At 71.7% G+C, this 26,195-nt stretch carries 18 protein-coding genes and 1 pseudogene; 5 read left to right on the top strand and 14 right to left on the bottom strand.

What is annotated here, in order from left to right; all coding sequences use genetic code 11:
* Positions 1–7 precede the first annotated feature (7 nt).
* Positions 8–643 carry a DJ-1/PfpI family protein gene (locus ABEB03_RS29305; protein ID WP_345655794.1) on the bottom strand — a complete coding sequence of 212 codons (636 nt, stop codon included), beginning with the start codon at positions 641–643 and terminating at the stop codon, positions 8–10.
* Between the two features lie 28 nt (positions 644–671).
* Positions 672–1,625, bottom strand: coding sequence for a GlxA family transcriptional regulator (locus ABEB03_RS29300; RefSeq protein WP_345655792.1), 954 nt, complete (start codon positions 1,623–1,625; stop codon positions 672–674).
* A gap of 112 nt (positions 1,626–1,737) precedes the next feature.
* On the opposite strand from ABEB03_RS29300, the gene ABEB03_RS29295 reads away from it, so the two are divergent.
* Both ABEB03_RS29295 and ABEB03_RS29290 read left to right on the top strand, forming a co-directional pair.
* Positions 1,738–2,604 (top strand): SCO6745 family protein, encoded by an 867-nt coding sequence (locus ABEB03_RS29295; protein ID WP_345655790.1) that lies wholly within the window; start codon positions 1,738–1,740, stop codon positions 2,602–2,604.
* Between the two features lie 167 nt (positions 2,605–2,771).
* Positions 2,772–5,153 (top strand): Tex family protein, encoded by a 2,382-nt coding sequence (locus ABEB03_RS29290; protein WP_345655788.1) that lies wholly within the window; start codon positions 2,772–2,774, stop codon positions 5,151–5,153.
* A gap of 776 nt (positions 5,154–5,929) precedes the next feature.
* Here the strand turns inward: ABEB03_RS29290 and ABEB03_RS29285 are convergent.
* Both ABEB03_RS29285 and ABEB03_RS29280 read right to left on the bottom strand, forming a co-directional pair.
* The gene (locus ABEB03_RS29285) at positions 5,930–7,576 is read right to left on the bottom strand and encodes an ABC-F family ATP-binding cassette domain-containing protein (RefSeq protein ID WP_345655786.1); all 1,647 of its coding nucleotides are present in this window, start codon (positions 7,574–7,576) and stop codon (positions 5,930–5,932) included.
* 48 nt (positions 7,577–7,624) lie between these two features.
* Positions 7,625–8,644, bottom strand: coding sequence for an oxidoreductase (locus ABEB03_RS29280; protein ID WP_345655784.1), 1,020 nt, complete (start codon positions 8,642–8,644; stop codon positions 7,625–7,627).
* A gap of 66 nt (positions 8,645–8,710) precedes the next feature.
* Between ABEB03_RS29280 and ABEB03_RS29275 the strand changes: the two genes are divergently transcribed.
* Positions 8,711–9,676, top strand: a complete 966-nt coding sequence (locus tag ABEB03_RS29275) for an FAD-dependent oxidoreductase (RefSeq protein WP_345655782.1) — start codon at positions 8,711–8,713, stop codon at positions 9,674–9,676.
* Positions 9,677–9,887: 211 nt separating this feature from the next.
* Here the strand turns inward: ABEB03_RS29275 and ABEB03_RS29270 are convergent, their stop codons facing one another.
* Together ABEB03_RS29270 and ABEB03_RS29265 are read right to left on the bottom strand one after the other, a co-directional pair.
* A complete protein-coding gene (locus tag ABEB03_RS29270) occupies positions 9,888–11,162 on the bottom strand; it encodes a M14 family metallopeptidase (RefSeq protein ID WP_345655780.1) in 1,275 nt (424 codons plus the stop codon).
* Complete coding sequence (locus ABEB03_RS29265; RefSeq protein ID WP_345655778.1) at positions 11,159–13,123, bottom strand: Xaa-Pro dipeptidyl-peptidase; 1,965 nt, start codon at positions 13,121–13,123, stop codon at positions 11,159–11,161. The genes ABEB03_RS29270 and ABEB03_RS29265 overlap by 4 nt, the downstream gene beginning before the upstream one ends.
* 181 nt (positions 13,124–13,304) lie before the next feature.
* Here ABEB03_RS29265 and ABEB03_RS29260 point away from each other — a divergent pair, with 181 nt between their 5' ends.
* Positions 13,305–14,795: a M1 family metallopeptidase gene (locus ABEB03_RS29260; RefSeq protein WP_345655776.1), complete on the top strand. Its 1,491-nt coding sequence runs from the start codon at positions 13,305–13,307 to the stop codon at positions 14,793–14,795.
* 299 nt (positions 14,796–15,094) lie between these two features.
* On the opposite strand, the gene ABEB03_RS29255 is transcribed toward ABEB03_RS29260, so the two are convergent.
* Positions 15,095–16,045 carry an adenosine kinase gene (locus tag ABEB03_RS29255; RefSeq protein WP_345655774.1) on the bottom strand — a complete coding sequence of 317 codons (951 nt, stop codon included), beginning with the start codon at positions 16,043–16,045 and terminating at the stop codon, positions 15,095–15,097.
* A 301-nt stretch (positions 16,046–16,346) separates the two neighbouring features.
* Positions 16,347–17,813: an amino acid permease gene (locus ABEB03_RS29250; protein ID WP_345655772.1), complete on the bottom strand. Its 1,467-nt coding sequence runs from the start codon at positions 17,811–17,813 to the stop codon at positions 16,347–16,349.
* A 309-nt stretch (positions 17,814–18,122) separates the two neighbouring features.
* On the opposite strand from ABEB03_RS29250, the gene ABEB03_RS29245 reads away from it, so the two are divergent.
* A complete protein-coding gene (locus ABEB03_RS29245; protein WP_345655770.1) occupies positions 18,123–18,821 on the top strand; it encodes a MerR family transcriptional regulator in 699 nt (232 codons plus the stop codon).
* Positions 18,822–18,860: 39 nt separating this feature from the next.
* On the opposite strand, the pseudogene ABEB03_RS29240 reads toward ABEB03_RS29245, so the two are convergent.
* The 6 genes and pseudogenes from ABEB03_RS29240 to ABEB03_RS29215 form a co-directional block, all read right to left on the bottom strand.
* A pseudogene (locus ABEB03_RS29240) lies at positions 18,861–19,112 on the bottom strand (SDR family oxidoreductase); the annotation flags it as partial.
* 133 nt (positions 19,113–19,245) lie between these two features.
* A complete protein-coding gene (locus tag ABEB03_RS29235; RefSeq protein ID WP_345655768.1) occupies positions 19,246–21,420 on the bottom strand; it encodes a 3-hydroxyacyl-CoA dehydrogenase NAD-binding domain-containing protein in 2,175 nt (724 codons plus the stop codon).
* Between the two features lie 47 nt (positions 21,421–21,467).
* The gene (locus tag ABEB03_RS29230) at positions 21,468–22,682 is read right to left on the bottom strand and encodes an acetyl-CoA C-acetyltransferase (RefSeq protein ID WP_095937853.1); all 1,215 of its coding nucleotides are present in this window, start codon (positions 22,680–22,682) and stop codon (positions 21,468–21,470) included.
* A 21-nt stretch (positions 22,683–22,703) separates the two neighbouring features.
* On the bottom strand, positions 22,704–23,846 hold the full coding sequence (locus ABEB03_RS29225; RefSeq protein WP_345655765.1) for an acyl-CoA dehydrogenase family protein: 1,143 nt from the start codon (positions 23,844–23,846) through the stop codon (positions 22,704–22,706).
* 15 nt (positions 23,847–23,861) lie between these two features.
* The gene (locus ABEB03_RS29220; RefSeq protein ID WP_345655763.1) at positions 23,862–24,875 is read right to left on the bottom strand and encodes an LLM class F420-dependent oxidoreductase; all 1,014 of its coding nucleotides are present in this window, start codon (positions 24,873–24,875) and stop codon (positions 23,862–23,864) included.
* Positions 24,875–26,011 carry a CaiB/BaiF CoA transferase family protein gene (locus tag ABEB03_RS29215; protein WP_345655761.1) on the bottom strand — a complete coding sequence of 379 codons (1,137 nt, stop codon included), beginning with the start codon at positions 26,009–26,011 and terminating at the stop codon, positions 24,875–24,877. The genes ABEB03_RS29220 and ABEB03_RS29215 overlap by 1 nt, the downstream gene beginning before the upstream one ends.
* Positions 26,012–26,195 lie beyond the last annotated feature (184 nt).

Below are 26,195 nucleotides of genomic sequence, written 5' to 3'. Positions count from 1 at the left end.
TCTGTGACTACATCAGGCTGAAACGGCTGTTCGTGCGAAACTCCTCGACCAGGTGGGCGGGCGCCTTGTGCGGGGCCCCGGCGTCGTAGGGCGGCTGCGGGTCGTACTCGGTCAGCAGCTGCACGGCCTGGGCGTGTTCGTCTCCCGCGATCCGGCCGAGCAGGGTGAGCCCCATGTCGATGCCGGACGAGACTCCGGCGGCGGTCACGTACTTGCCGTCGAACACGACCCGCTCCCCGGTGGGCTCGGCGCCGTACTCCTTGAGGAAGTCCAGGGCCAGCCAGTGGGAGGTGGCCCGGCGGCCGTCGAGGAGCCCGGCCGCGGCGAGCAGCAGGGAACCGGTGCACACCGAGGTCGTCCAGGTGCTGGTGGCGTCGGCCGCGCGCAGCCAGTCCAGCAGGACCTCGTTCTCCATCTGCGAGAACTGGCCGGGGCCGCCCGGCACCACGACGATGTCCGGTCCCGGCACCTCGGCCAGGGTCCGGTCCGCGGTCAGTGCCAGCGCACCGGTGTCACTGCGCACGGGTCCGGTGCGCTCGGCGACGAACACGACCTCGGCGTCGGGCAGCCGGCCGAGGGTCTCGTAGGGGCCCACGGCGTCGAGAGCCGTGAAGCGGTCGTAGAGGACGATGGCGATCTGCATCGGGATTCCTTTCGGTGGGCAGGCCGGATCAGGATGTGGAGGCCGGGCGGAAGCGGCGCCGGTACTCCGCGGGTGCCGAGCCGAGCGCCTTCACGAAGGCACGGCGCATCGCCTCCGGGGTGCCGTAACCGCAGGCACGCGAGATCTCCTCGACACCGTCGCCGGTGTCCTCCAGCAGGCGCCGGGCCTGTTCCAGACGGACGCGCTCGACGTACCGGCCGGGTGTCGTGCCGGTCTCGGACCGGAAGGCGCGGGCGAAGTGCCGGGGCGAGAGCCGGGCGCGGGCGGCGAGCGACTCGACGCTCAGGTCGTCGTCGGGATGCTCGGTGATCCACTGCTGGACCTCGCGCAGAGGTTCGCGGCGCGCGGTCTGGGCGGCGAGCTGTGCGCTGAACTGGGCCTGGTTGCCCGGCCGCCGCAGGAAGACGACCAGATGCCGGGCGATCGCGAGAGCGGTCTCGCGGCCCAGGTCCTCCTCCACCAGGGCGAGGGCCAGGTCGATGCCGGAGGTGACGCCCGCCGAGGTGGAGACCCGGCCGTCGCGCACGAAGATGGGATCCGGGTCGACCTCCACGGCGGGATGGTCACGGGCCAGTTTGTCGCAGTAGGCCCAGTGGGTCGTGGCCCGGTGCCCGTCCAGGAGGCCCGCCTCGGCGAGCAGGACGGCACCGGTGCAGACGGAGACGAGACGCTCGGCCCGCGGGCCGTGGCCGCGCAGCCAGTCGGTCAGCCGGCGGTCCGGGTGCCGGGTGCCCCGGCCGCCGGGCACGAGGAGCGTGTGCGGGGCGGGCGCGTCGTCGAGCGCGTGGTCCGGTACGAGGGTGAGTGCGCTGGAGGTGCGTACCGGCACGCCGTCCGGGGACGCGGTCAGCACGCGGTACGAGCCGCCGTGCCAGGCCTCGGCGCCCGCGAAGACCTCCAGGGGGCCCGTGACGTCGAGGCTCTGCACGTCGTCGAAGAGGACGATCAGAACGGTTCGCATGTCTTCGATTCTTGGCCCGCCGGGAGATGGCCGCAATGTCGAGCACCCCACCATTCCTGCCATCGCGTCCGCGGCGGTTCCCCACGTACCGACCAGTCGGTAACCTGCGTGCATGACCACTCCACTGCCGGAGCGCGCCGGGCGGCGCTGCCACAACGTCCTCAACCCTCTGCACTCGACCCACTACTTCTCGCCCGACCTGGGCCGGGAGATGTCCGCCGTCGGCGTCGAGGACAGCAGGGCCGCGTACTTCGCGGTGCGCGCCGCCGCACTGGGAGCGGTCGGTCCCGGGACGGTCACGGCGACGTTCTACAACTTCAGCCACGAACTGGTCGCACGCCATCTGCCCCAGGTGTGGCGCACGGTCTCCCCGGAGACGGTGCTCGCGGCACGCGCGCGTGCCGTCGACGCCACGCTGCGGCGGCTGCTCGGCGAGGAACTCGTCGCCTCCAAGGAGATGGCCGAGGCCGCCGAGCTCGCCCTGCGCGCCACCGAGGCCTGCGTCAGGACCGCCCGCCCGCTGTACGCCGGCCACGCCGATCTCCCCGTGCCCGACGCCCCGCACCTCGCGCTCTGGCACGCGGCCACACTGCTGCGCGAGCACCGCGGCGACGGCCATCTCGCGATCCTCCTCGACGCGGAACTCGACCCTGTCGAAGCCCTGGTGAGCCACACCGCCACCGGCAAGGGCATGGCCCCGAAGTGGGCCCTGTCCACGCGCGGCTGGTCCCGCGACGACTGGGAGGCGGCCTCCGCACGCCTGCGCGACCGGGGACTCCTGGACACGGAGGGCGAGTTGACCAAGTCCGGCGTGGCACTGCGCCAGGACATCGAGGACCGGACCGACCGGCTCGACCGGGCGCCGTACGAGCACCTGGGCGCCGCGGGCGTGGAGCGGCTCACCGAGCTGGCCAAGGGTGTCCTCATGACGGCCCTGGCCGCCGGCGCCTTCCCGGGAGACATGATCGGGAAGGCCTGAGCGCCGGTCGGCGTCGTCCCCGCACGGCGCCGGCCACCCGGACGCACCGCGTACGACCGCTCCGATTCTCGACGCGGTGCGCGGCACGACGGTGCCCTGATCCCCCGTTGTCGGCGCCACCTGCCACAATTGCCGCGCAACCTCAGTGGAGAAGGCGGTACGGGATCGTGACGACACCCCTCGTAGGGTCCATCGAAGGCAGGATCGCCGAGGAACTCGGCGTACGGGAGCGGCAGGTCAAGGCCGCCGTCGACTTGCTCGACGGCGGATCGACGGTGCCCTTCATCGCCCGCTACCGCAAGGAAGCGACCGAGATGCTCGACGATGCGCAGCTGCGCACCCTCGAGGAGCGGCTGCGCTATCTGCGGGAGCTGGAGGAGCGACGCGCCGCCATCCTCGACTCGGTGCGCGAGCAGGGCAAGCTCACCGACGAGGTCGAGGCGCAGATCAGGGGCGCCGAGACGAAGGCGCGCCTGGAGGACATCTACCTGCCGTTCAAGCCGAAGCGGCGCACGAAGGCGCAGATCGCGCGCGAGGCCGGCCTGGAGCCGCTGGCCGATGGCCTGCTCGGTGACCCGGCGGTCCAGCCGGTAGCGGCCGCCGCGGCCTTCGTCGACGCCGACAAGGGCGTCGCCGACCCGCAGGCCGCCCTGGACGGCGCGCGGGCCATCCTCACCGAGCGCTTCTCGGAGGACGCCGACCTCATCGGCGAGCTCCGCGAGCGCATGTGGGTCCGGGGACGGCTCGCCGCGAAGGTGCGCGACGGCAAGGAGGAGGCCGGCGCCAAGTTCGCCGACTACTTCGACTTCGCCGAACCGTTCAAGGAACTTCCCTCGCATCGCATCCTGGCCATGCTGCGCGGCGAGAAGGAAGAGGTCCTCGACCTCGTCCTGGAGCCGGAGGAGCCCACCGACGGACCGTCGTCGTACGAGGGGATCGTCGCCGGGCGGTTCGACATCGCCGACCGGGGCCGTCCCGCAGACAAGTGGCTCACGGACACCGTCCGCTGGGCCTGGCGCACCCGCATCCTCGTCCACCTCGGCATCGACCTGCGGCTGCGGCTGCGCACGGCCGCCGAGGACGAGGCGGTGAACGTCTTCGCGGCGAACCTGCGCGACCTGCTGCTCGCCGCCCCCGCCGGCACCCGCGCGACGCTGGGCCTCGACCCCGGCTTCCGTACCGGCGTCAAGGTGGCCGTCGTCGACGCCACCGGCAAGGTCGTGGCGACCGACGTCATCCACCCGCACGTCCCGGCGAACCGGTGGGACGAGGCCATCGCCAAGCTCGCGCGGCTCGCCGCGGAGCATTCGGTCGAACTCGTCGCCATCGGCAACGGCACGGCGTCCCGCGAGACCGACAAGCTCGCCGGTGACCTCATCACCAGGCACCCGGAGCTGAAGCTCACCAAGGTGATGGTGTCCGAGGCGGGCGCGTCCGTGTACTCGGCGTCCGCGTTCGCCTCGCAGGAGCTTCCCGACATGGACGTCTCGCTGCGCGGCGCGGTCTCGATCGCCCGCCGCCTCCAGGACCCGCTCGCCGAACTGGTGAAGATCGACCCGAAGTCCATCGGCGTCGGGCAGTACCAGCACGACCTGTCCGAGGTGAAGCTCTCCCGTTCGCTGGACGCGGTGGTCGAGGACTGTGTGAACGGCGTGGGGGTGGACGTGAACACCGCCTCCGCACCGCTGCTCGCCCGCGTCTCCGGCATCACCTCCGGGCTCGCGGAGAACATCGTGGCCCACCGCGACGCCCACGGCCCCTTCCGCGCGCGCACGGCGCTCAAGGACGTGGCGCGGCTCGGCCCCAAGGCGTACGAGCAGTGCGCCGGCTTCCTGCGGATCCGGGGCGGCGACGACCCGCTCGACGCGTCCAGCGTGCACCCCGAGGCCTATCCGGTGGTGCGGCGCATGGTGAAGACGGCGGGCAGCGAGGTCGCGGGGCTGATCGGCAACACCGGCGTGCTGCGCTCGCTGAAGCCCGGGGACTTCGTGGACGAGACGTTCGGTCTGCCGACCGTCACGGACATCCTGAAGGAGCTGGAGAAGCCCGGCCGCGACCCGCGTCCGGCCTTCAAGACGGCCACCTTCAAGGAGGGCGTCGAGAAGATCTCCGACCTGGCGTCGGGGATGGTCCTCGAGGGCGTCGTGACGAACGTGGCCGCGTTCGGGGCGTTCGTGGACGTCGGTGTCCACCAGGACGGGCTCGTGCATGTGTCCGCCATGTCCAAGACCTTCGTCAAGGACCCGCGGGACGTCGTGAAGCCCGGCGACATCGTCAAGGTCAAGGTGCTGGACGTCGACATCCCGCGCAAGCGGATCTCGCTGACCCTGCGGCTCGACGACGAGGCCGCGCCTCAGAGCGAGCAGCAGGCCGCTGGCCGGCCCCAGCGGGGCGGGCGGCCGCCGCAGCAGCGGGGGCAGCAGCGTCAGGGCCGCGGCGGCGGCGGTGGCGGCGGCGGTTCCCGCCAGGCGCCGGCACCGGCCAACAGCGCGATGGCGGACGCGTTGCGCCGCGCCGGGCTCGTGGACCCCAAGCGGGGGCGGGGCTGACGGCTGCCGGTACCGCGGCGGGGCCTGCCTGCTGAGGCGCCCCGCGCCGGTGCGAGCCGTGCCGGGGCCTGCCACGCGAGGAGCAGCCCGGCGCCGCCGAGGTTGATGCCGGGGTGTCCCTGACGGGGCACCCCGCGCCGGTGCGAACCGTGCCGGGGCCTACCGCGCGAGGAGCAGCCCGGCGCCACCGAGGTTGATGCCGGGGTGTCCCTGACGGGGCACCCCGCGCTGGTGCTCGGCTCGGGGTGGTCGCGCGGCTCGGCGCTGACGAGGTGCCGCTGCGCCCACCCGTGCCGCCCTGGCGGCACGATTGCCCGCAGTTGACGGCGCGGGGCGCCTCGGCCGCGCTGCTCAGCGCTGCTGCCCGCAGCCGGGGCGGGTGCGGGGGCTGCGGTGCGCAGGCACTGGACCGGACCGCAGCCCACAGCCAGGGCGGGTGGGTGGGCAAACAGAGCCCCGCGGCANGGGGGGGGGGGTGGGTGGGCAAACAGAGCCCCGCGGCAGCGAGCACCGGCAGCGAGCACCGGCCGGTGGGCAGGCAGAGCTCCGCGACAGCGGACCCGCACCCGCGAGCACCGGCGCACGGGCACGCAGCGGACCGGACCGCAGCCCACAGCCAGGGCGGGTGGGTGGGCAAACAGAGCCCCGCGGCAGCGAGCACCGGCCGGTGGGCAGGCAGAGCTCCGCGACAGCGGACCCGCGGCTGCGGGCGCCGGGGCTGGTGGGCGAGTGGAGCCGGGCGGCAGTGGACCCCGGCTGCGAACGCCGCGGAGCGGTTACGCGGGGAGTTCCGTGACCTTGCCGGCGGCGACCTCCAGCCGCCGGTTCGTACGCACCGCGTCCAGCATCCGCCGATCATGAGTGACGAGAAGCAACGTGCCCTCGTACGCGTCGAGCGCGGATTCGAGCTGCTCGATCGCCGGGAGGTCGAGGTGGTTGGTCGGCTCGTCCAGGACAAGGAGGTTGACGCCCCGCCCCTGGAGGAGGGCCAGCGCCGAGCGGGTGCGCTCGCCCGGGGACAGCGTCGCGGCGGACCGCAGGACGTGATCCGCCTTGAGGCCGAACTTGGCGAGCAGGGTGCGGACTTCGCCCGGCTCGGTGTCGGGCACGGCGGCGCAGAACGCGTCGAGCAGCGACTCGGAACCGTGGAACAGCTTGCGGGCCTGGTCGACCTCGCCGACGACCACGCCCGATCCGAGCGCGGCGTGCCCGGCGTCCAGCGGGACACGGCCGAGCAGCGCCCCGAGCAGCGTCGATTTGCCCGCGCCGTTCGCTCCGGTGACGGCGACCCGGTCGGCCCAGTCGATCTGCAGTGTCGCGGGGCCGAAGAGGTAGTCGCCGCGCCGCACCTCCGCGTCGCGCAGGGTGGCGACGACCGCGCCGGACCGCGGTGCCGCCGCGATCTCCATGCGCAGCTCCCATTCCTTGCGCGGCTCGTCGACGACGTCGAGCCGTTCGATCATGCGCTGGGTCTGCCGGGCCTTGGCGGCCTGCTTCTCGCTGGCCTCGCTGCGGAACTTGCGGCCGATCTTGTCGTTGTCGTTGCCGGCCTTGCGCCGCGCGTTCTTGACGCCCTTGTCCATCCAGGAACGCTGCATCTGGGCGCGGCCCTCCAGCGCGGCCCGCTTGTCGGCGTACTCCTCGAAGTCCTCGCGGGCGTGCCGGCGCGCGGTCTCGCGCTCCTCCAGGTAGGCCTCGTACCCGCCGCCGTAGAGGGTGATCTGTTGCTGTGCGAGGTCGAGTTCGAGGACCTTGGTGACGGTGCGGGTCAGGAACTCGCGGTCGTGGCTGACGACGACGGTCCCGGCGCGCAGCCCGCCGACGAAGCGTTCGAGCCGTTCCAGGCCGTCCAGGTCGAGATCGTTCGTGGGCTCGTCGAGCAGGAAGACGTCGTAGCGGGAGAGCAGCAGCGATGCGAGTCCGGCCCGAGCGGCCTGGCCGCCGGACAGGGAGGTCATCGGCTGGTCCAGGTCGACGGCGAGCCCGAGGGAGTCGGCCACCTCCTCGGCCCGCTCGTCGAGGTCCGCGCCGCCGAGGGCGAGCCAGCGCTCCAGGCTCGCCGCGTAGGCGTCGTCCGCGCCGGGCGTTCCGTCGACGAGGGCCTGCGTCGCCTCGTCCATCACCCGCTGGGCCTCGGTGACCCCGGTGCGGCGGCCGAGGAACGCGCGGACGGTCTCACCCGCGCGCCGCTCGGGCTCCTGCGGCAGGTGCCCGACGGTCGCGGAGGGCGGCGACAGGCGCAGCTCGCCCTGTTCCGGGGTGAGGAGTCCGGCGAGCAGCCGCAGCAGGGTGGACTTGCCTGCGCCGTTGGCACCGACGAGCCCGATCACGTCGCCGGGCGCGACGACGAGGTCGAGCCCGGCGAAGAGGGAGCGGTCGCCGTGGCCGGCGGCGAGGTTCTTGGCGACGAGGGTGGCAGTCATCAGGACGCCGATCCTAACGGGCCGTACTGCCGTGCCGCGCCGGAGATCTCAGTGGGCCATCGCCTCCACCAGCACGCTTCCCGAGGTCCTGGCCACGATGAACGACTCCCCCTTCACCGCCTTGGCGTCCAGTGCGACCCGGTGGCGGCCCGCCTCCAGGATGCCGTCGAAGACGTCGTGCGCGTGGGTGCGGGAGAGCCGGTCGAGCCGGTACGCGGTGAGCTGGACACGGCAGGTGGAGGTGACCTCGATGCCCGCCTCGCCGTCGGCCGCGACGAGCCGGGTGAGCCGGCGCTGTTCCCGCGGGCTGCGGTCGAGCGCGTGCTCGATCTGGGCGACGAGGAGGGGGACGATGGGAGCGAGTCCGTCCACGTACGCGACGTCGACGGAGGCGTCGCGAAACGACGCGCGTGTGGCGGCCCGTTCGGGTTCGCCGACGGTACTGCCGAAGACCACGGCGCCGTAGGCGCGCAGTTCGTCGGCGGGGACGTCGGCGGCGTCGCGGGTGATGTCGGCGCCGATGCCGATGGTGCGCAGGGCGGCGGCGAGCCGGGCGAGCAGGGCGACCCGGGCGCCGATGAGCAGGACGCGGCGGCGGGGTTCCGAGTCGCCGTCGAGGAGGGAGTGGAGTGCGCTGCGGTATTCGGCGCCGCGGAAGCGGAACGGCCCTATGCCGTGGTAGCCGTTGAGTTCGAGATCGGCGGGTTCACCGGTCTGCCAGGCGAAGTCGCGCCACACGTAGTCGTCGTCGTCCCGCTCGATCACGGCGGTGACGGCGCCGCATTCGAGGCTCGCGCACTCGGGGCAGCCGTAGATGACGTAGCGGTCCCCGTCGAGCGGGGCCTCGGCCTCCAGGAGGAGGCTGCGCACCTGGGCGGTGAAGATCGCGGGTGGTACGTCGGAGGCGAGGGGGGACACCGCGTCGAGGTCGGAGAGGCGGAACAGCAGCGGGCGGCCGTCGACGATGAAGTCCACGAAGTCCCGGTGCACTTGGTAGTCACCGTTGGCGAGGACTCCACCGGCACGCATCGCCGGTGCCAGGCCGAAGGTCGCGTACTCGGCAGACATGCTGTGAGTATTCCCGCACTGAGGGTGATGTGAGCACGGCATGACGTATTCCGCTAACGTCCCCGCGTGGAGAGCGCTCGCAGTGGTGATGTGATCGTGGTCGGCAGCGGGGTCGTCGGTCTGACGACGGCGGTCGTACTGGCAGAGGACGGCGCACGGGTACGGGTGTGGGCGCGCGAGTCCGCGCAGCGGACCACCTCGGCCGTCGCGGGCGCCCTGTGGTGGCCGTACCGCATCGAGCCGAAGGAGCTCGCCCGCGCGTGGGCCCTGCGATCGCTGTCCGTGTACGAGGAGTTGGCCGGGCGTCCGGAGGAGACGGGCGTACGGGTGGTCGAGGGTGTACTCGGTGAGACGCGTCTGGACGAGCAGGCGCCGTGGGCTGCCGAGCGGCTCGCGGGGCTGCGGGCGGCGACGTCCGCGGAGTACGCGGGGCAGGGACTGTGGGCCCGGCTGCCGCTGATCGACATGCCGGTGCACCTGGGGTGGCTGCGCGAGCGGTTCCTACGGGCGGGCGGGGTGTTCGAGGAACGTACGGTGACGGATCTGGCGGAGGCGGCGGCTCCGGTCGTCGTGAACTGCACGGGGCTCGGCGCTCGGGAGCTCGTGCCCGATCCCTCGGTGCGGCCGGTGCGGGGGCAGCTGGTGATCGTGGAGAACCCGGGAATCCACGAGTGGGTCGTGTCGACGGACGCGTCCGCCGGGACGACGACGTATGTCTTCCCGCAGCCGGACCGGGTGGTCCTGGGCGGCACCACCGACGAGGACGACTGGTCCCTGACGCCGGACCCGGAGGTGGCGGCGTCGATCGTCGCGCGGTGTGCCGCGCTGCGTCCCGAGGTCGCCGGGGCGCGTGTGCTCGACCACCGGGTGGGGCTGCGGCCGGTGCGCGACGAGGTCCGGCTGGAGCGCGAGGTGCTGCCGGACGGCAGGGTCCTGGTGCACAACTACGGGCACGGTGGCGCGGGAGTGACGGTGGCGTGGGGGTGTGCGCGGCAGGCGGCCGGGCTCGCGCACCCGGCCGCCCCCGCGTGAACGCCCACCTCAGTGGAAGCGGCCACCACCGTGGGAACCCGCCTCCGTAGGGGAACGGCCACCTCCGTAGGGGAACAGCCGCCCCGTGGAGGTGGCCATCTCCGTGGCGGAACGGCCACCTCCGTAGGGGAACAGCCGCCCCGTGGAAGCGGTCACCTCCGTGGAGGCGGCCACCCCCGTGGAGGCGGCCGCCCCCGTGGACGCGCCGCTCTCAGCAGTCCGGCGCGGGTTCCGCGGCGGTGAGGTGGTACGGCGCGCGCTCGTCGAGGAGCAGGGGGACGAGGGCGCGCAGGGACTGGCGCAGCGGGACGAGCACGCCGTCGGCGCCGCGCCGTACGCGTACGCCGTGCAGGGCGAGTTCGTCGCCGACGTCCGCGTACTGGTCCGCGGTGAGCCGGTACCCGCAGGGCGGGTCCTGGATCACCTCGGCCGGTTCGGCCGGGTCGTTGTCGGCGCCGCCGAGGTAGACCGGGCCGGTGTCGCGGTGGCCCGCGGCGCGGGCGGCGGCGGTGGCTTCCGCGACCCGCCCGCCGCGCTCCCGGGTGAATCCGAACAGTCCGCCCAGCGCGGCGAGCTGGGACTCGACCCGGCGACGGTTGTTCGCGGGTTCCGCGCTGTCGTCGAGCGGTTCCACCCGGCTCTCGATGAGCAGGCCCACGGAGTGTTTGACGCCGGACATGTTCCGCAGGATGCGTTCCTGTCCGTCGCCCGCGGTCTGCTTGACGGGATCGCCGGTCACGGGGTCGGTCCAGATGCCGTACGTGCCGGTGGAGTACCCCCCGGCCCGGGCGGCGGACCGTACGTACTCCCCCGACAGGGTCTGCGCCTCGTCGTGCACGGCCGTGTCCGTGTTGAGATTGCGCGGCCAGAGGTCGAAGAGGTCCTTGTCGTAGTACTTCGGGGTGGCGCCGTACTCGTGGAGGTCGTAGACGACGTCGGGTCTGCGGTCGCGCAGGACCGCGGCCGTCGCGCGGGCCTCGGCGGTCGTGAGGGCGAGGTGGTCCCGGTTGATGTCGACGCCGTCGGCGTTCCCCCGGGTGTCGGCGGCGCGGCCGTCGGGGTTGGCGGTGGGCAGGACCAGCACGGTGGTGCGATCGAGCAGGCGCCGGGTCGGCCCGTCCTCGGCGAACGCCAGGTCGCGGACCGTGCTGAGGCACGCCTCGCGGCCCGCGGGTTCGTCGCCGTGCTGGCTGCACACCAGCAGCACGGTCGTGGGCGTGCGGTGCGTGCCGACGCGGACGAGCCGGAGGGGGCGGCCCTGTCCGGTCGTCCCGATCCGGGTGACGGAGACCCTGTCGCTCGCCCGGTCCACGGCGGCGAGGAAGTCCCGCTCCTCACGCTCGCCGGTCCAGCGCGCTCCCCCGCTGGCTTCGAATCCGGTGCGCGGCGCGGTGTCGGCCGCGTGTGCCGGCGCGGTCAGCAGGGGCGCCGCCAGGGCCGTGGCGGTGACCGCCACGGCCAGGGCTCGTGCGCGTAAGGCGCTCAACGGGCCTCCCCGGGCACCGGGAGTGCGGTGCGGGGCGCGCCCACGCCGTCGAGGACGGACGGGCGGGGTGCCGCCGCCGTCGCGCCCGCCGTCGCCCGTGCGAAGGCGTCGGAACCGCCGACCAGCGGGACCCTGGCCGAGGCGCGGGACAGGTCGAGGGTCAGGGTCGGTGTGCTCGACGGTGGGTCGATGAGGTCCTTGTCGGTGCCCGCGACGATCAGTGCGAGCCGGTGGCCCTCGGGCACGACGTGGTCGGTGGCCGCCAGATCGAGCGTGATGGTGTAGGCGCGGCCGGGGGTCAGGGGGACGCCCTTCGTGTCGGAGGCGTGATTGCCGAGGTCGGCCCAGCCGCGGCTGAACACCGTGTAGTCGACGTCGGTCTTCTTCGCCTCGGTGCCCCTGAAGCAGGCGCTGTCGCCGGCCGTGCTCGCGCCCCAGCAGGTGCGGTCGGTGAGGGTGGTGATGCCCTCGCCGCCGGCGGCGTAGTCGCGGATGGTGTCCGGCCCGAGGTCGACGAGGACGGCGGAGAGGTGGGCCGTGGACGTGGTGGGGGTGGCGGTGACGGTCACCTTGGAGGAGCCGGAAAGCCTGAGGTCACGGGTGAGCGGCTCGGTGACGAAGCCGGCCTTCTCGGCGGTCGGCGCGTCGATGTGCGCGGCCCAGTCGGTCTCGCTCAGCGCCGGGTTGTCGGTGAAGGTCTCGGTTCCGGAGCCCGTCCGCAGGCCGAGGGTGCCGACGCCGGCCTGGGTGCCGGTGTCGGGCCGCAGGGTCGTCGTGCTCGTGGCGCGCGGCGGCCACACGCTCGACGTGACCCACTGGTCGGGGTGCCGTTCGATGTCGGCCATGGGTTCGTCGTCGATGCCGTTGTCGTAGCCGAGGAGTTCGTGGTCGAACCAGCGGTGCAGGGTGTCCGTCCAGGTGGCGCGGCGGAAGTCGAAGGGGTCGACGTGGCCGGTCTGGGAGAGCCAGATCTTGCGCTCGACGCCGTTCCTGGCGAGGGCGTCCCACCACTGGCCGAAGTGCTTGGTGCGGACGTTGAGGTCCTGCATGCCGTGGATCAGGAAGACGCTGGCCCTGACCTTGCTCGCGTCCTTCACGTAGTCGCGTTCGGTCCACAGCGGCGTCCAGTCGCCGGTGCGCGGTGCCTGGTCGACGAGCTTCTGCTGCACGGCGGCGCACTTGGCGCGGGCGTCGGGGCTGTCGACGTAGTCGGAGAGCCAGTCCGGGCCCGAGTCGTAGAGCGGGGCGCCCTTGGCGAAGTAGTAGTCGTACCAGGAGGAGATGGCACTGATCGGCACGATGGTCTTCAGGCCCTTGACACCGGTGGCGGCGACGCCGTTGGCGATGGTGCCGTCCCAGCTCTTGCCGATCATGCCGGTTCTGCCGTTGGTCCAGGTGGCCTTGGCCGAGGTGGTGCCGGTGCGCGTGGTGTACGCCCTGGCCCGGCCGTTCAGCCAGTCGACGACCGCCTTGGCGGACTGGATGTCGGAGTGTCCGCCGACGTCCACGCAGCCGTCGGAGCGGTTCGTGCCGGCGAGGTCGACGCCGACGAAGGCGTAACCGCGCGGGACGAAGTAGTTGTCGTAGAAGAGCGGCATCTGGACAACGTTGCCGTTCGCGTCGTACGTCTTCTTCTGGCTCTCGTTGCCGCGTCCGCAGCAGGAGTAGTACGGGCTGGCGTCCATGATCACGGGTATCTTGCGGCCCTGCCGGGCGAGTTCGCGCGGCCGGACGACGTCGACGGCGACACGGTCCGTCTTCCCGTCGCCGTCGCCGTCGAGTCCGGTGTCGACCCAGACCGATTCGCGGATCGCGTTGTCGTACGAGTAGACGGGGGTGCTCTCGCGCGGGGCGCTGTGTGCAGCGGCGGGGGCGAGGAACGAAGCCATCAGGGCGGCCGTGGCGGCCGTCGCGAGCGATCTCCAGGTCGTGAAGCGCATGCGGCGCACTGGTATCGGCATGCGCGGAAGGTACCCCGGTCGACTCCGGTGCAAAAGAGGGTCGGTGAAAGGTCCATGAGGCACCGTCAGTCGTGTCGGCCGAATGGCGATCGTGTGACAGGGGTGGCTGTGGACACGCCTCGGGCACAGGGACTGAATAGGCTCCGGACAGACTCCATGCCCCTACCACTTGGAGCTTGACGTGCACCGCAGACTCATCGCCCCGGGCGCGCTCGCGGCCTCCCTGCTGCTGGCGATCCCGGCATCGGCGGCAAGCAGTTCCCCGGGGGCGCCGGGCATCGGCGACCCCTACTACCCGGCCTACGGCAACGGCGGATACGACGTCTCGCACTACGATCTGCGGCTCACGTACCAGCCGCGGACGGACGAACTGGAGGGAACGGCGACCCTCCTGGCCACCACCACGCAGGACCTGTCGCGGTTCGACCTGGACTTCCTGCTCGACGTGAGCGAGGTGCGGGTCAACGGCGCGAAGGCGTCGTTCGCGACGTCCGGGCAGCACGAGCTGGAGATCACCCCGGCGAAGCCGCTGCCCAAGGGGACGCCGGTCACGGTCGTCGTCCGGTACAGCGGGGTGCCGTCCACGAAGAGCGCGTACGGCTTCTCGACCTGGCACCGCACCCCCGACGGCGCGGTCGCGGCGGACGAGCCCGAGGCGGCCTGGTGGTGGTACCCGAGCAACGACCATCCGCTGGACAAGGCGACGTACGACGTGTCGGTGGCGGTGCCCGACGGCACTCAGGCGATCTCCAACGGCACGCTCCAGTCGACGAGTTCGCGCCTGGGCTGGACCCGCTACAACTGGCGCTCGAACAAGCCGCAGGCGACCTATCTCACCACGCTCGCGGTCGGGAAGTTCGACATCACCACCGGCACGTCCGAGGGCGGTGTGCCCGTCGTCAACGCGTACAGCAAGGACCTCGGCGACAACGACGGCGCGGCGCGGGCCAGTGTGGAGCGGACCGGGGAGCTCGTCGACTGGCTGAGCGGCTACTTCGGGCCGTATCCCTTCAGTTCGGCGGGCGGCTACGTGCCCAACACGACGACCGGGTACGCGCTGGAGACGCAGACCCGCGTGTACTACAGCCCCAAGCAGTTCGCGAACGGCTCGAACACGTCCGTCGTCGTGCACGAGCTGGCGCACCAGTGGTACGGCGACGACGTGTCGCTGAAGGGCTGGAAGGACATCTGGATCAACGAGGGCTTCGCCCGCTACGCGCAGTGGCTGTGGTCGGAGCACGAGGGCGAGGGCACGGCCCAGGAGCTCGCGGACTACGTGTACGCCTCGCACCCGGCGGACGACGCGTTCTGGGCGGTCGAGCCCGGTGACCCGGGCCCGGACGACCAGTTCGACATCGCGGTCTACGACTGGGGCGCCCTCGCCGTGCAGGCGCTGCGCAACGAGATCGGGGACGACGCGTTCTTCGCCGTCCTCAAGGGCTGGCCGAAGAAGCACGCGTACGGCAACGCTTCGGTCGACGACTTCCGGAAGTACGCCGAGCAGGTGTCCGGCAAGCAGCTCGCCGCGTTGTTCGACACGTGGTTGTTCCAGCCCTCGAAGCCGGCTGTGTCCGCGGCGCGGGGTGTGTCCCTCGCCCGGGGCGAGGGGGTTCCGGCGCGGCCCAAGTCGTGGAAGCGGATCGCTGCGACGGACTCCGTCCACGGCCACTGAGTGACGGCGGGCCGGTCGGTCGGCCCGGCGTCAGGGCGCTCCGCTGCCCGTTCGCCCCGCTGCGGGCGGACGGGTCTGCGGGCGCCGTGCCGTGGCGGCCGGTGCCCTTCGCGCCTCTGACGAGGCACACCGCCCGGACGCGCGCCTGCGGATTCGTGGGGGCTGGGCACGCCGTTCCCCGCGCCCCGGACGGAGCACACCGCCCCGCACAACCGCGGCCCCGTGGTGGCTGGGCGCGCCGTTCCCCGCGCCCCTGACGGGGCGTGACCGGGGCCGGTGCGGGAGAGGGCTCGGGTGTGTCACGCGGAGGGGACGGTCGCCGTGGTTGTGGTGGCGTCCTGGTCGTCCAATTCCTTGACGCGGGCCAGGAGTTCGTCGCGGCCGATGGCGTCGGCCCGGGTCGAGGGCACCGTGCAGGCGTACGCTCCGGCCACCACGCCGTACAGCGCGCACCGCAGTGGTGGTTCCCCGGCGAGTCGGCCGAAGAGGAAGCCGGAGGCGAAGGCGTCGCCCGCGCCGTTGGAGTCCACGACCGGTGCGGGAGGGGTGACCGCGGGGATGTGCGTCACCTCGCCGTCCACGAGCAGATACGCGCCGTCCGCCCCGGCGGTGGCCGCCACGACCTGGGCCCTGCCCCGTTCGACGATCCGGCGCATGGCCCGCTCGGGGTCGGCCAGCGCGGTGGTGGACAGGAAGACGACGTCCGCGGCATGGGCGAACGGCTCGTGGTACGGGTTGTCGCCGTCCCAGTTGTGCAGGTCGGTCGAGAGCGTCAGGCCCGCCTCGCGCAGTACCGGCAGGGCGGCGGAGCACGGGTGGGTGATGACGACGTGGGCGTGGCGGCTCGCTCCGGCCAGCGCGCGCACCGTCTCCTCGGGCAGCCGGTCCGTTTCCCTGGAGCGGCTGTCGTCGTACAGCGACAGCCTCCGTCCCTGCGGGTCGACGAGGTTGACCGCCCGCTTGGTGCCGCCGGGCTGGAGGACGTCGGTGAGCGGGATGCCCCGGTCGCGGTGGAGGGCCCGGACGAGCTCGCCCTCGTGGTCGTCGCCGATCATGTCGAGGTGGTGCGTGCGCAGGCCCAGGGCGTGCGCGCCGAGCGCGACGAAGTCCCCGCTCTGTCCCGCCCGGGTCTCGATGCCGGGCCGGATCATGTAGCTGTCGGCGAACGGGAGCGGCAGTTCGGGGACGTGGACGATCGTGTCCACGCCCGCGCCTCCCAGGACGAGGACGTCGATCTCGGGGCTGCTCATGGGTGTTCCTCTCGCTCCACGCTCGGTCGGCTGCGCCTGTCGGCACGTGAGTCAAGCAGCGCCGCGACAGCCCTGGCAATGGCTTGCAGCATCTTTCTGCAAGCCATTGCGGTCGGGCTCGCCTGCCGGGAGCAGGAGTTGGCAGGCGGGGCGGTCGCGGCCGGTCGACGGCAACAGAGTGGCCGGTAGACGGCAAGAGAGCGGCCGGTCGACGGCAAGAGAAAGGGCGCCGTCCCGCACACACGAGATGTGCGGGACGGCGCCCTCGCGGGCGCGGCCACCGTCGGTGGCCGCGGGGCCGCTACTTCATGAGTTCGCCGAGCTCCCGGTCCTCGGCCTGCGAGACACGGCGCCGGACCGCGAACCAGCCGCCGACCAGCAGGGCCCCGATCACCGGGATGAGCAGGAGCGTCTTCCGGCCGACCTCGGGGTCGTTCCACATCAGGCCGAGCACGGCGACCAGGAAGACCACGGTGACGATCTCGGTGAACGGGCTGCCCGGCAGGCGGAACGAGGGACGCGCCACCAGCCCCTCCTTGGCCCGGCGGACGAACATCAGGTGGCAGATCATGATGATCACCCAGGTGCTGATGACACCGAGCGACGCCACGTTCAGGACGATCTCGAAGGCCTGGCTCGGCATGAGGTAGTTCAGGCCGACACCGAGCACGCACACCGCGCAGGTGAGCAGGATGCCGCCGTACGGCACCTGGCTGCGGTTCATCTTCGCGGTGAACCTGGGGGCCGAGCCCGCCGAGGCCATCGAGCGCAGGATGCGGCCGGTGGAGTACAGGCCGGAGTTCAGCGAGGACATGGCGGCCGTGAGGACGACCAGGTTCATCACGTCGCCGGCGGCCGGGATGCCGACCTTCGACAGGACCGTGACGAAGGGGCTCTCGTCGGCGGAGTAGACGGAACCGGGCAGCAGCAGCGCGAGGAGCACGACCGAGCCGACGTAGAAGAGGCCGACGCGCCACATGATCGAGTTCACCGCGCGCGGGACGACCTTCTCCGGCTCGGCGGTCTCGCCCGCGGCGACACCGACCAGTTCCAGCGCGGCGTACGCGAAGATCACGCCCTGCATGACCAGGACGACCGGCATCACGCCGTGCGGGAGGAGCCCGCCGTGGTCCGTGATGACACCGACCCCGGGCGTCCGCCCGCCGACCTGGTGCTGCGTGGCGAGCAGGAAGATGCCGATCAGCATGAACGCGACGAGCGTGGCCACCTTGATGATCGCGAACCAGAACTCCATCTCGCCGAAGATCTTCACCGAGATCAGGTTCACGGCGAGGACCACGGCGAGGGCGACGAGCGCCAGCACCCACTGCGGGATGTCGGTGAAGAAGCTCCAGTAGTGCGTGTAGAGCGCGATCGCGGTGATGTCCGCGATACCGGTCGTCGACCAGTTCAGGAAGTACATCCACCCGGCGACGTAGGCACCCTTCTCGCCGAGGAACTCGCGCGCGTACGACACGAAGGACCCGGAGGAGGGCCGGTAGAGGACCAGCTCACCGAGGGCGCGCACGACGAAGAAGGCGAAGACGCCGCAGACGAGGTAGGCGATGGCGAGTGCGGGGCCCGCGTTGTGGAGGCGCCCGCCGGCTCCGAGGAAGAGTCCGGTGCCGATCGCGCCGCCGATGGCGATCATGTTGACGTGGCGGGCCTTGAGGTCCTTGCTGTAGCCGGCGTCGCCCGCGTCCGCGGGCGCGCGGGTCGCATCGGTGAGGGATGCGGCCTTGGCCGTGTCTACGGCTTCCTTGGTCACGGGTGGATCTACTCTCTGGTGCGCCCGACGCACCGGGGGCTCGGGGTCCGGATGTGCCACGGTCCGCGCCTCCTGACGTGGTGCGGACCAAGGCGCCACCTTCCCCGAGAGCTCATGGGCATGCGATGACCCATGCCACACAGCGGAACATCTCACATGGTGATCAAGGGCTGTAAAAGCGGCGATCAAGGCGATATCAGGCCTCACGAGCACTTTCACAAGGTTGGTGAGACAGTAATACTGTTGCACCGTGTCCTCGTCCGTCCCGGAGGGCGGGCGCCGCACCACCCGGAAGGTGAGGGACCTGCCATGACCACGGACACCGAGGAGTCGACGCTCACCGTCGACGAGCTGGCCGCGCGGGCAGGCGTCACGGTCCGGACGATCCGCTTCTACAGCGCGAGAGGCCTGCTCCCGCCGCCCGTGATCGGCCCGCGGCGCGTGGGGCACTACAGCCGGCAGCACCTGGCCCGGCTGGCTCTCATCGAGGAACTGCAGCACCAGGGCATGACGCTGGCGGCGATCGAGCGCCATCTGGCGCAGCTGCCGCCCGGCCTGAGCGCCCACGACCTGGCCATTCACCGCGCCGTGGTGGCCTCCTGGGCACCCGACGCGGTGGAGGTGGTGACGCGCGAGGAGCTGGAGCGGCGGGCGGGACGGTCTCTGTCGGACGAGGACCTGGACCGGCTGGCCGCCATGCAGATCGTCGAGCGGACCTCGGACTCCTTCCGCGTGGATCCGGCGCTGCTGCGGCTCGGCGTGGAGCTGCTGGACGTGCCCATCGCCCACGAGGCGGTCCTCGCGGCGCGGACGGTCCTGCTGGAGCACTCCCGTGCGGCGGCCCGCGAGCTGTCCGCGCTGCTGCGCGACGCGGTGGGCGAGCAGGAGTCCGTCGCGGCGGTGAAGTCGCTGTCCGCGCACATGGAGCCGCTGGTCGTGCAGGCCCTGCTCACGTCGTTCCAGCGCTCGCTGAAGGAGGAGCTGCGGGAGTGGCTCAAGCAGGCCTGACCTGCCCCTGCTCCCCCGCCCGGGGTTCCGGCGGTCCGGTCACAGGTAGGCGGATCCGCCGGCCACGTTGAGGGTCTGGCCAGTCAAGAAGCCGCTGCCCGGGTCGGCCACGTACAGCAGCGTGGACAGCAGGTCGGACGGTTCCTGGGTCCTCGGCACGGCCTGCTGGGCGCGGACGTGCTCGAAACCGCCGCCCGCTCCGACGGTCCGTGCGGCGGTGGCCGTGCGCACCATGCTCGGCGCGATCGCGTTGACCGTGATGCCGTACGGGCCGAGCGCCGACGCCGGCGCGCGCGTGAAGCCGACCCGCGGTGGGGGGCGGGGACCGGTTCGCGGTCAGCGTCCGGTCCCCGCCCCCGGGGAGCAAGCCCCGCATACCACTCAGCGGTACGTCGGGTACGGCCGGGGCGGCGGGTGTGTGCGGTTACTTGTCGCTGAACCGCTCGCCCTTCTCCGCCTTCTCGACGAGCAGCGCGGGCGGCGTGAACCGCGTTCCATAGCGGTCGGCGAGCTCGCGCGCGCGGGCCACGAAGCCGGGCAGGCCGCCTTCGTAGCCGTTGATGTACTGGAGGACGCCACCGGTCCAGCCGGGGAAGCCGATACCGAAGATGGATCCGATGTTGGCGTCGGCGACGGACGTGAGGACGCCTTCCTCCAGGAGCCGGACGGTGTCCAGCGCCTCGGAGAAGAGCATGCGCTCCTGCATGTCCTGGAAGGGGATCTCGTGTCCCGCCTTGGTGAAGTGCTCGCGCAGGCCGGGCCACAGCTTGCCGCGCCTGCCGTCCTCGCCGTACTCGTAGAAGCCCGCTCCGCCGCTGCGCCCGGTGCGGCCGAACTCGTCGACCATGCGGTCGATGACGGCCTCGGCCGGGTGCGTCTGCCAGGTGCCGCCGGCTTCCTCGACGGCCTGCTTCGACTCCTTGCGGATCTTGCGCGGCAGGGTGAGCGTGAGCTCGTCCATCAGGGAGAGGACCTTGGCGGGGTAGCCGGCCTGCGCGGCGGCCTGCTCGACCGACGCGGGCTCGATGCCCTCGCCGACCATCGCGACGCCCTCGTTGATGAAGTGGCCGATGACGCGGGAGGTGAAGAATCCGCGGGAGTCGTTGACGACGATCGGGGTCTTCTTGATCTGGCGCACCAGGTCGAAGGCGCGTGCCAGTGCCTCGTCGCCGGTCCGCTCACCCTTGATGATCTCGACGAGCGGCATCTTGTCGACGGGCGAGAAGAAGTGCAGGCCGATGAAGTCGTCCTGCCGCTCGACGCCTTCGGCGAGGACGGTGATCGGGAGGGTCGAGGTGTTGGAGCACAGCAGTGCGTCCGGCTCGACGATGTTCTCGATCTCCTGGAAGACCTTGTGCTTGAGGGAGGTGTCCTCGAAGACGGCCTCGATCACGGCGTCGCAGCCGGCGAGGTCGTTCGGGTCGGCGGTGGGCGTGATGCGGGCGAGCAGCTCGTCGGCCTTCTGCTGGGTCGTACGTCCCCGGGAGACGGCCTTGGCGCAGAGCTTCTCGGAGTAGGCCTTGCCCTTGGCCGCCGCATCCGCCGAGACGTCCTTGAGGACGACGTCGATGCCGGCGCGGGCGCAGGAGTAGGCGATGCCCGCGCCCATCATCCCGGCGCCGAGGACGGCGACCTTGCGGACCTGGCGCGGCTCGATGCCCTGGGGCCGGTTGGCGCCGGAGTTGACGGCCTGGAGGTCGAAGAAGAACGCCTGGATCATGTTCTTCGAGGTCTGCCCCGTCACCAGCTCGGTGAAGTAGCGGGCCTCGATGACGAGCGCGGTCTCGAAGTCGACCTGGGAGCCCTCGACCGCGGCGGCGAGGATGTTGCGCGGGGCCGGGTAGGGGGCGCCGCCCAGCTGCTTGCGCAGGTTGGCCGGGAAGGCGGGCAGGTTGGCGGCGAACTTCGGGTTCGACGGCGTGCCGCCCGGGATCTTGTAGCCGGGCTTGTCCCAGGGCTGCTGCGACTCGGGGTTGGCGTCGATGAAGGCGCGGGCCTTGGCGAGCATCTCCTCGGGGGTGGCCGCGACCTCGTGGACCAGGCCGTTCTCCAGGGCGCGCTGCGGGGAGTACTGGGTGCCCTGGAGCAGCACCTTGAGGAGGGCGTCGGTGATGCCCATGAGGCGGACGGTGCGGGTGACGCCGCCGCCCGCGGGCAGCAGGCCGAGGGTGACCTCGGGCAGGCCGATCTTGGAGCCGGGCGCGTCGAGGGCGACGCGGTGGTGGGAGGCGAGGGCGATCTCGTAACCGCCGCCGAGCGCCGCGCCGTTGATGGCGGCGACGACCGGCTTGCCGAGGGTCTCGATGCGGCGCAGGCAGCCCTTGATGTCGGTGCCCAGGTCGAAGGCCTGCTGGGCGTCCTCCGGACCGGCCTTGATCATGTCCTTGAGGTCGCCGCCCGCGAAGAAGGTCTTCTTCGCGGAGGTGTAGATGATGCCGCGGATGGAGTCCTTCTCGGCCTCGACGCGGTCGGCGATGGCCGCGATCGAGTCCTTGAAGGCCTGGTTCATCGTGTTGGCGGACTGGTTGGGGTCGTCGAGGACGAGGGTGACGACGCCGGTCTCGTCCTGTTCCCAGCGGATGGTGGTGCTCTCGGTCATGGGGAGGGTCTCCGGTCTCCGTTGAAGTCTGTCGGTCCGCTGGGGAGTTACAGGCGCTCGATGATGGTGGCGATGCCCATGCCGCCGCCGACGCACAGCGTGGCGAGGCCGTAGCGCTTGTCCTGGCGCTCCAGTTCGTCGACGAGGGTGCCGAGGATCATCGCGCCGGTCGCGCCGAGCGGGTGGCCGAGGGCGATCGCGCCGCCGTTGACGTTGACCTTGTCCAGGGACAGGCCCATGTCCTTCACGAAACGCAGCACGACGGCCGCGAAGGCTTCGTTGATCTCGACGAGGTCGATGTCGTCGATGGTGAGTCCGGCCTTGGCGAGCGCCTTGCGGGTGGCGGGCGCCGGGCCGGTGAGCATGATGGTGGGCTCGGAGCCGGAGACCGCCGCGGAGACGATCCGCGCGCGCGGGGTGAGTCCGTAACGCTCGCCGACCTCCTTCGAGCCGATGGCCACCAGGGAGGCTCCGTCGACGATGCCGGACGAGTTGCCCGCGTGGTGGACGTGGTCGATCTCCTCGACCCAGTGGTACTTCTGCAGGGCGACCGCGTCGAAGCCGCCCAGTTCGCCGATGTCCGCGAACGACGGCTTCAGCTTGGCCAGCGAGTCGGCGGTGGTGCCGGGGCGCAGGTGCTCGTCGTGGTCGAGGACGACGAGCCCGCTGCGGTCCTTCACGGGGACGACGGACTTCTCGAAGCGGCCGTCCTTCCAGGCGGCGGCGGCGCGCTCCTGGGACAGTGCCGCGTACTCGTCCACGTCGCGGCGGGAGAAGCCCTCGATGGTGGCGATCAGGTCGGCGCCGATGCCCTGCGGCACGAAGTTGGTGGCCATGTTGGTCATCGGGTCGGCGAACCAGGCGCCGCCGTCCGATGCCATCGGCACCCGCGACATCGACTCGACGCCGCCCGCGAGCACCAGGTCCTCCCAGCCGGAACGGACCTTCATCGCGGCCATGTTCACGGCTTCCAGGCCCGAGGCGCAGAAGCGGTTCTCCTGGACGCCCGCGACCGTGTCGGGCAGTCCGGCGGCGATCGCGGCGATGCGGGCGATGTCGGAGCCCTGGTCGCCGACGGGTCCCACGACGCCGAGCACGATGTCGTCGACGGCGGCCGGGTCCAGGCCCGGGAAGCGCCGCTGGACCTCGTGGATGAGGCCGACGACCAGGTCGATGGGCTTGGTGCCGTGCAGGGCGCCGTTCGCCTTGCCGCGGCCGCGCGGGGTGCGGATCGCGTCGTACACGTACGCTTCGGTGCTCACTGGTAAGCCTTTCGAGGAGGGTTAGCCGAGCAGGGAACGACCGATGATCTCCTTCATGATCTCGGTGGTCCCGCCGTAGATGGTCTGGATACGTCCGTCGGTGAAGGCCTTCGCGACGCGGTACTCCGTCATATAGCCGTAACCGCCGTGCAGTTGGAGACAACGGTCAGCTACCCGCTTCTGCAGCTCGGTGGCCCACCATTTGGCCATCGAGGCGTGCACTGCGTCGAGTTCGCCGTTCGCGTGGTCGACGATGCAGCGGTCGAGGAAGGTGCGGGTGACGGCGCACTCGGTGGCCATCTCGGCTATCTCGAAGCGGATGTGCTGGAGCTTGGACAGCGGCCTGCCGAAGGCCTCGCGTTCCTTGACGTACTCCGTGGTGATCTCCAAGAGGTGCTCGGCGGCCGCGATCCCGGCGACGGCTATGGCCATGCGCTCCTGTGCCAGGTTCGTCATCAGGTGGACGAAGGCGCCGTTCAGCTCGCCGAGGAGGTTCTCCTTGGGCACGCGTACGTCGTTGAAGAACAGTTCGGCCGTGTCCTGCGCCTTCTGGCCGATCTTGTCGAGGTTGCGGCCGCGCTCGAAGCCCTCCGCGCCGCGCTCCACGACGAGCAGGGAGAGTCCGTGGGCGCCGCCCTCGGGGGTCGTCCTCGCGACGACGACCACGAGGTCGGCGAGGATCCCGTTGGAGATGAAGGTCTTGGAGCCGTTGAGCAGCCAGTGGTCGCCGCGGTCCTCGGCGTGGGTCTTGATGCCCTGGAGGTCGGAGCCGGCGCCCGGTTCGGTCATGGCGATCGCGGTGATCAGCGAACCGTCGCAGAAGCCGGGCAGCCAGCGCCGCTTCTGTTCCTCGGTGGCGAGGCCCGTCAGATACGGTCCGATGATGTCGTTGTGCAGTCCGAGCGCGAGTCCGGAGGCGCCCGCGCGCGTGAACTCCTCGGCCAGCACGGCGCTGTAGCGGAAGTCGGCGTCGCCGCCGCCTCCGTACTCCTCGGGGACCGCGAGTCCGAGCAGGCCCTGTCGTCCTGCCGCGCGCCAGGCGTCGCGCGCGACGATCCCGTCCTTCTCCCACTGTTCGTAGTGGGGCAGCACCTCCTTGGCGAGGAAGGTGCGCACGGTGTCGCGGAACGCGTCGTGCTCGGCGGTGAAGATCTGCCGCTTCATGCGGGAAACGCCCTCCTAGAGCCAGCTCTTGACGGTTTCGATGAGGCGGGCCGGTTCCGGGCCGACGGGGATGACGTTGAGCATGGTCACCCCGGCCTCCCGGAAGGCCTCGACGCGCTCGCGGACGTAGCTCTCGGGCCCGCACAGCGACATGAGTTCGCAGAACTCGTCGGGGACCGCGGCCTCGGCCTCCTTCTTCCGCCCGGACAGGTACAGCTCCTGGATGAGGCGGGCTTCCTTCTCGTAGCCGTAGGCCACGGCGAGGTCGTTGTAGAAGTTCTTCCCGGGCGCGCCCATGCCTCCTACGTAGAGGGCGATCCTGGGGCGTGCGAGGTCGCGGGCGGCCGCCGCGTCCTCACCGATGGCGAGCAGTCCGCCCGCGACGGTCCGCAGCGGGCCGAGAGCGGGGTCGCGGCGCGCGGCGCCCTCGGCCAGCGCGGTGCCCCACACCTGGTGGGCCTTCTCGGGGATGAAGAGCGTGGGCAGCCAGCCGTCGGCGATCTCCGCGGTCATCCGTACGTTGGCGGGGCCGAGCGAGGCGACGTACAGGGGAACGTCGGGCCGCACGGGCTTGGTGAGGATCTTCAACGGCTTGCCGAGGCCGCCGGGGCGCGGCATGTCGGTGATGCCGTGGTGGTCGATCACCTCGCGGCGCAGGATGCGGCGGGTGAGCTCGACGGCCTCGCGGGTCCGGCCGATCGGCTTGTCGTACGCCTTTCCGTGCCAGCCCTCGACGACCTGCGGGCCGGAGGCGCCCAGTCCGATGGCGGCGCGCCCGCCGGAGATCGCGTCGAGCCCGGCGGCGGTCTGCGCGATCAGCGCGGGGGTGCGCGAGTAGACGTTGAGGATCGCGGCGCCGATGGTCATGCGCTCGGTGCGGGCGGCCAGGTAGCCCATGATCGTGGGCGAGTCGAAGCCGTAGGCCTCGGCGACCCAGACGGCGTCCAGGCCCGCGGACTCCAGCGCGGCCACCTCGTCCACGGCCTGCCGGGGGTCGCCCGCGTAGTCGAGCGGGAGGGAGAGCTCCATCAGTCGCCGTCCTTCATGAGGTGGGGCAGGCCCCAGTCGCGGGCCACGTCCGCGGTGTCGGCGCCCGGCTGGGCGGGACCTCCGCGGACGGCGGTGGGGGTGAGGGAGAAGCGCGGAGCGGGCGCCGGCTGGGTGATGCCGCCGTGGTCGACGAAGGTACCCCGCGCGGCGAGGTGGGGGTGTGCGGGTGCCTCGCGCAGTGAGAGGACCGGTGCCACGCAGGCGTCGGAGCCCTCGAAGACGGCGGTCCACTCCTCGCGCGTACGGGTCCGGAAGCGGGCCGCGACCTCTTCCCGCAGTTCCTCCCAGCGGGCCAGGTCCTTGCGGGCGCCGGCGAGTTCCCCGATGCCGAGCAGGGTGACGAACTCGTCGTAGAACTGCTGCTCCAGGGCGCCCACCGCCATGTACTGGCCGTCGGCCGTCTCGTAGGTCCCGTAGTAGGGGCAGCCGCCGTCGAGGAGGTTGGCGCCGCGGCGGTCCTGCCAGCCGCCGGCGGCGAGCATGCCGTGGATCATCGCGGAGAGGTGCGCGGTGCCGTCGACGATGGCCGCGTCCACGACCTGTCCGGTGCCGGTCGCGCGCGCGTGGTGGAGCGCGGCGAGGACGCCCACGACGAGGTAGAGCGAGCCGCCCGCGTAGTCCCCGACGAGGTTGGCCGGGACCGCGGGCGGCTCGCCCGGTGCGCCGATCATGCCGAGGGTGCCGGTCAGGGCGATGTACGCGATGTCGTGGCCGGCGCGCTGGGCGAGCGGGCCCTCCTGTCCCCAGCCGGTCATACGGCCGTAGACCAGTGCGGGGTTGCGGGCGTGGCAGGCCTCGGGGCCGACGCCGAGGCGTTCGGCGACGCCGGGGCGGTATCCCTCGACGAGGACGTCGGCCCGCTCGATGAGATCGAGGACGTGCGACGGGCCGTCCTCGGCCTTGAGGTCGACGATCACCGACCGCTTGTTGCGGTTGGTGATGTCGTACTCCGGATCGATCGCCAGTCCGGGGCCGCCCGGCCGGTCGACGCGGACGACGTCCGCGCCGAGGTCGGCGAGGAGCATGGCGGCGAACGGTCCGGGACCGATGCCCGCCAGCTCGACCACGCGCACCCCGGCGAGCGGGCCGTGTCCCGGCCTTCCTGCCTCTGCCATCGAGCCCCCAGCACTGTGACACCACTGATGTGACATCAGTGATGTTAAGAACGTGTTCCACGTCGGGCAAGCCCTTGACGAGCAAGCGCTTAGTCTAGTTTCCCGGCGCCCGATCATGACGTAACGGGACGAGAACGCCCATGCGGGGCGGCGTCATGGCGACGGGGAACCGCCCGGAGAGCCG

Origin of the sequence: Streptomyces siamensis (genome assembly GCF_039543605.1) — a bacterium.
Classification (GTDB): domain Bacteria; phylum Actinomycetota; class Actinomycetes; order Streptomycetales; family Streptomycetaceae; genus Streptomyces; species Streptomyces siamensis.
The sequence above is the reverse complement of the archived record's forward strand: the minus strand, read 5'-3'. Positions and strand labels throughout refer to the sequence as shown.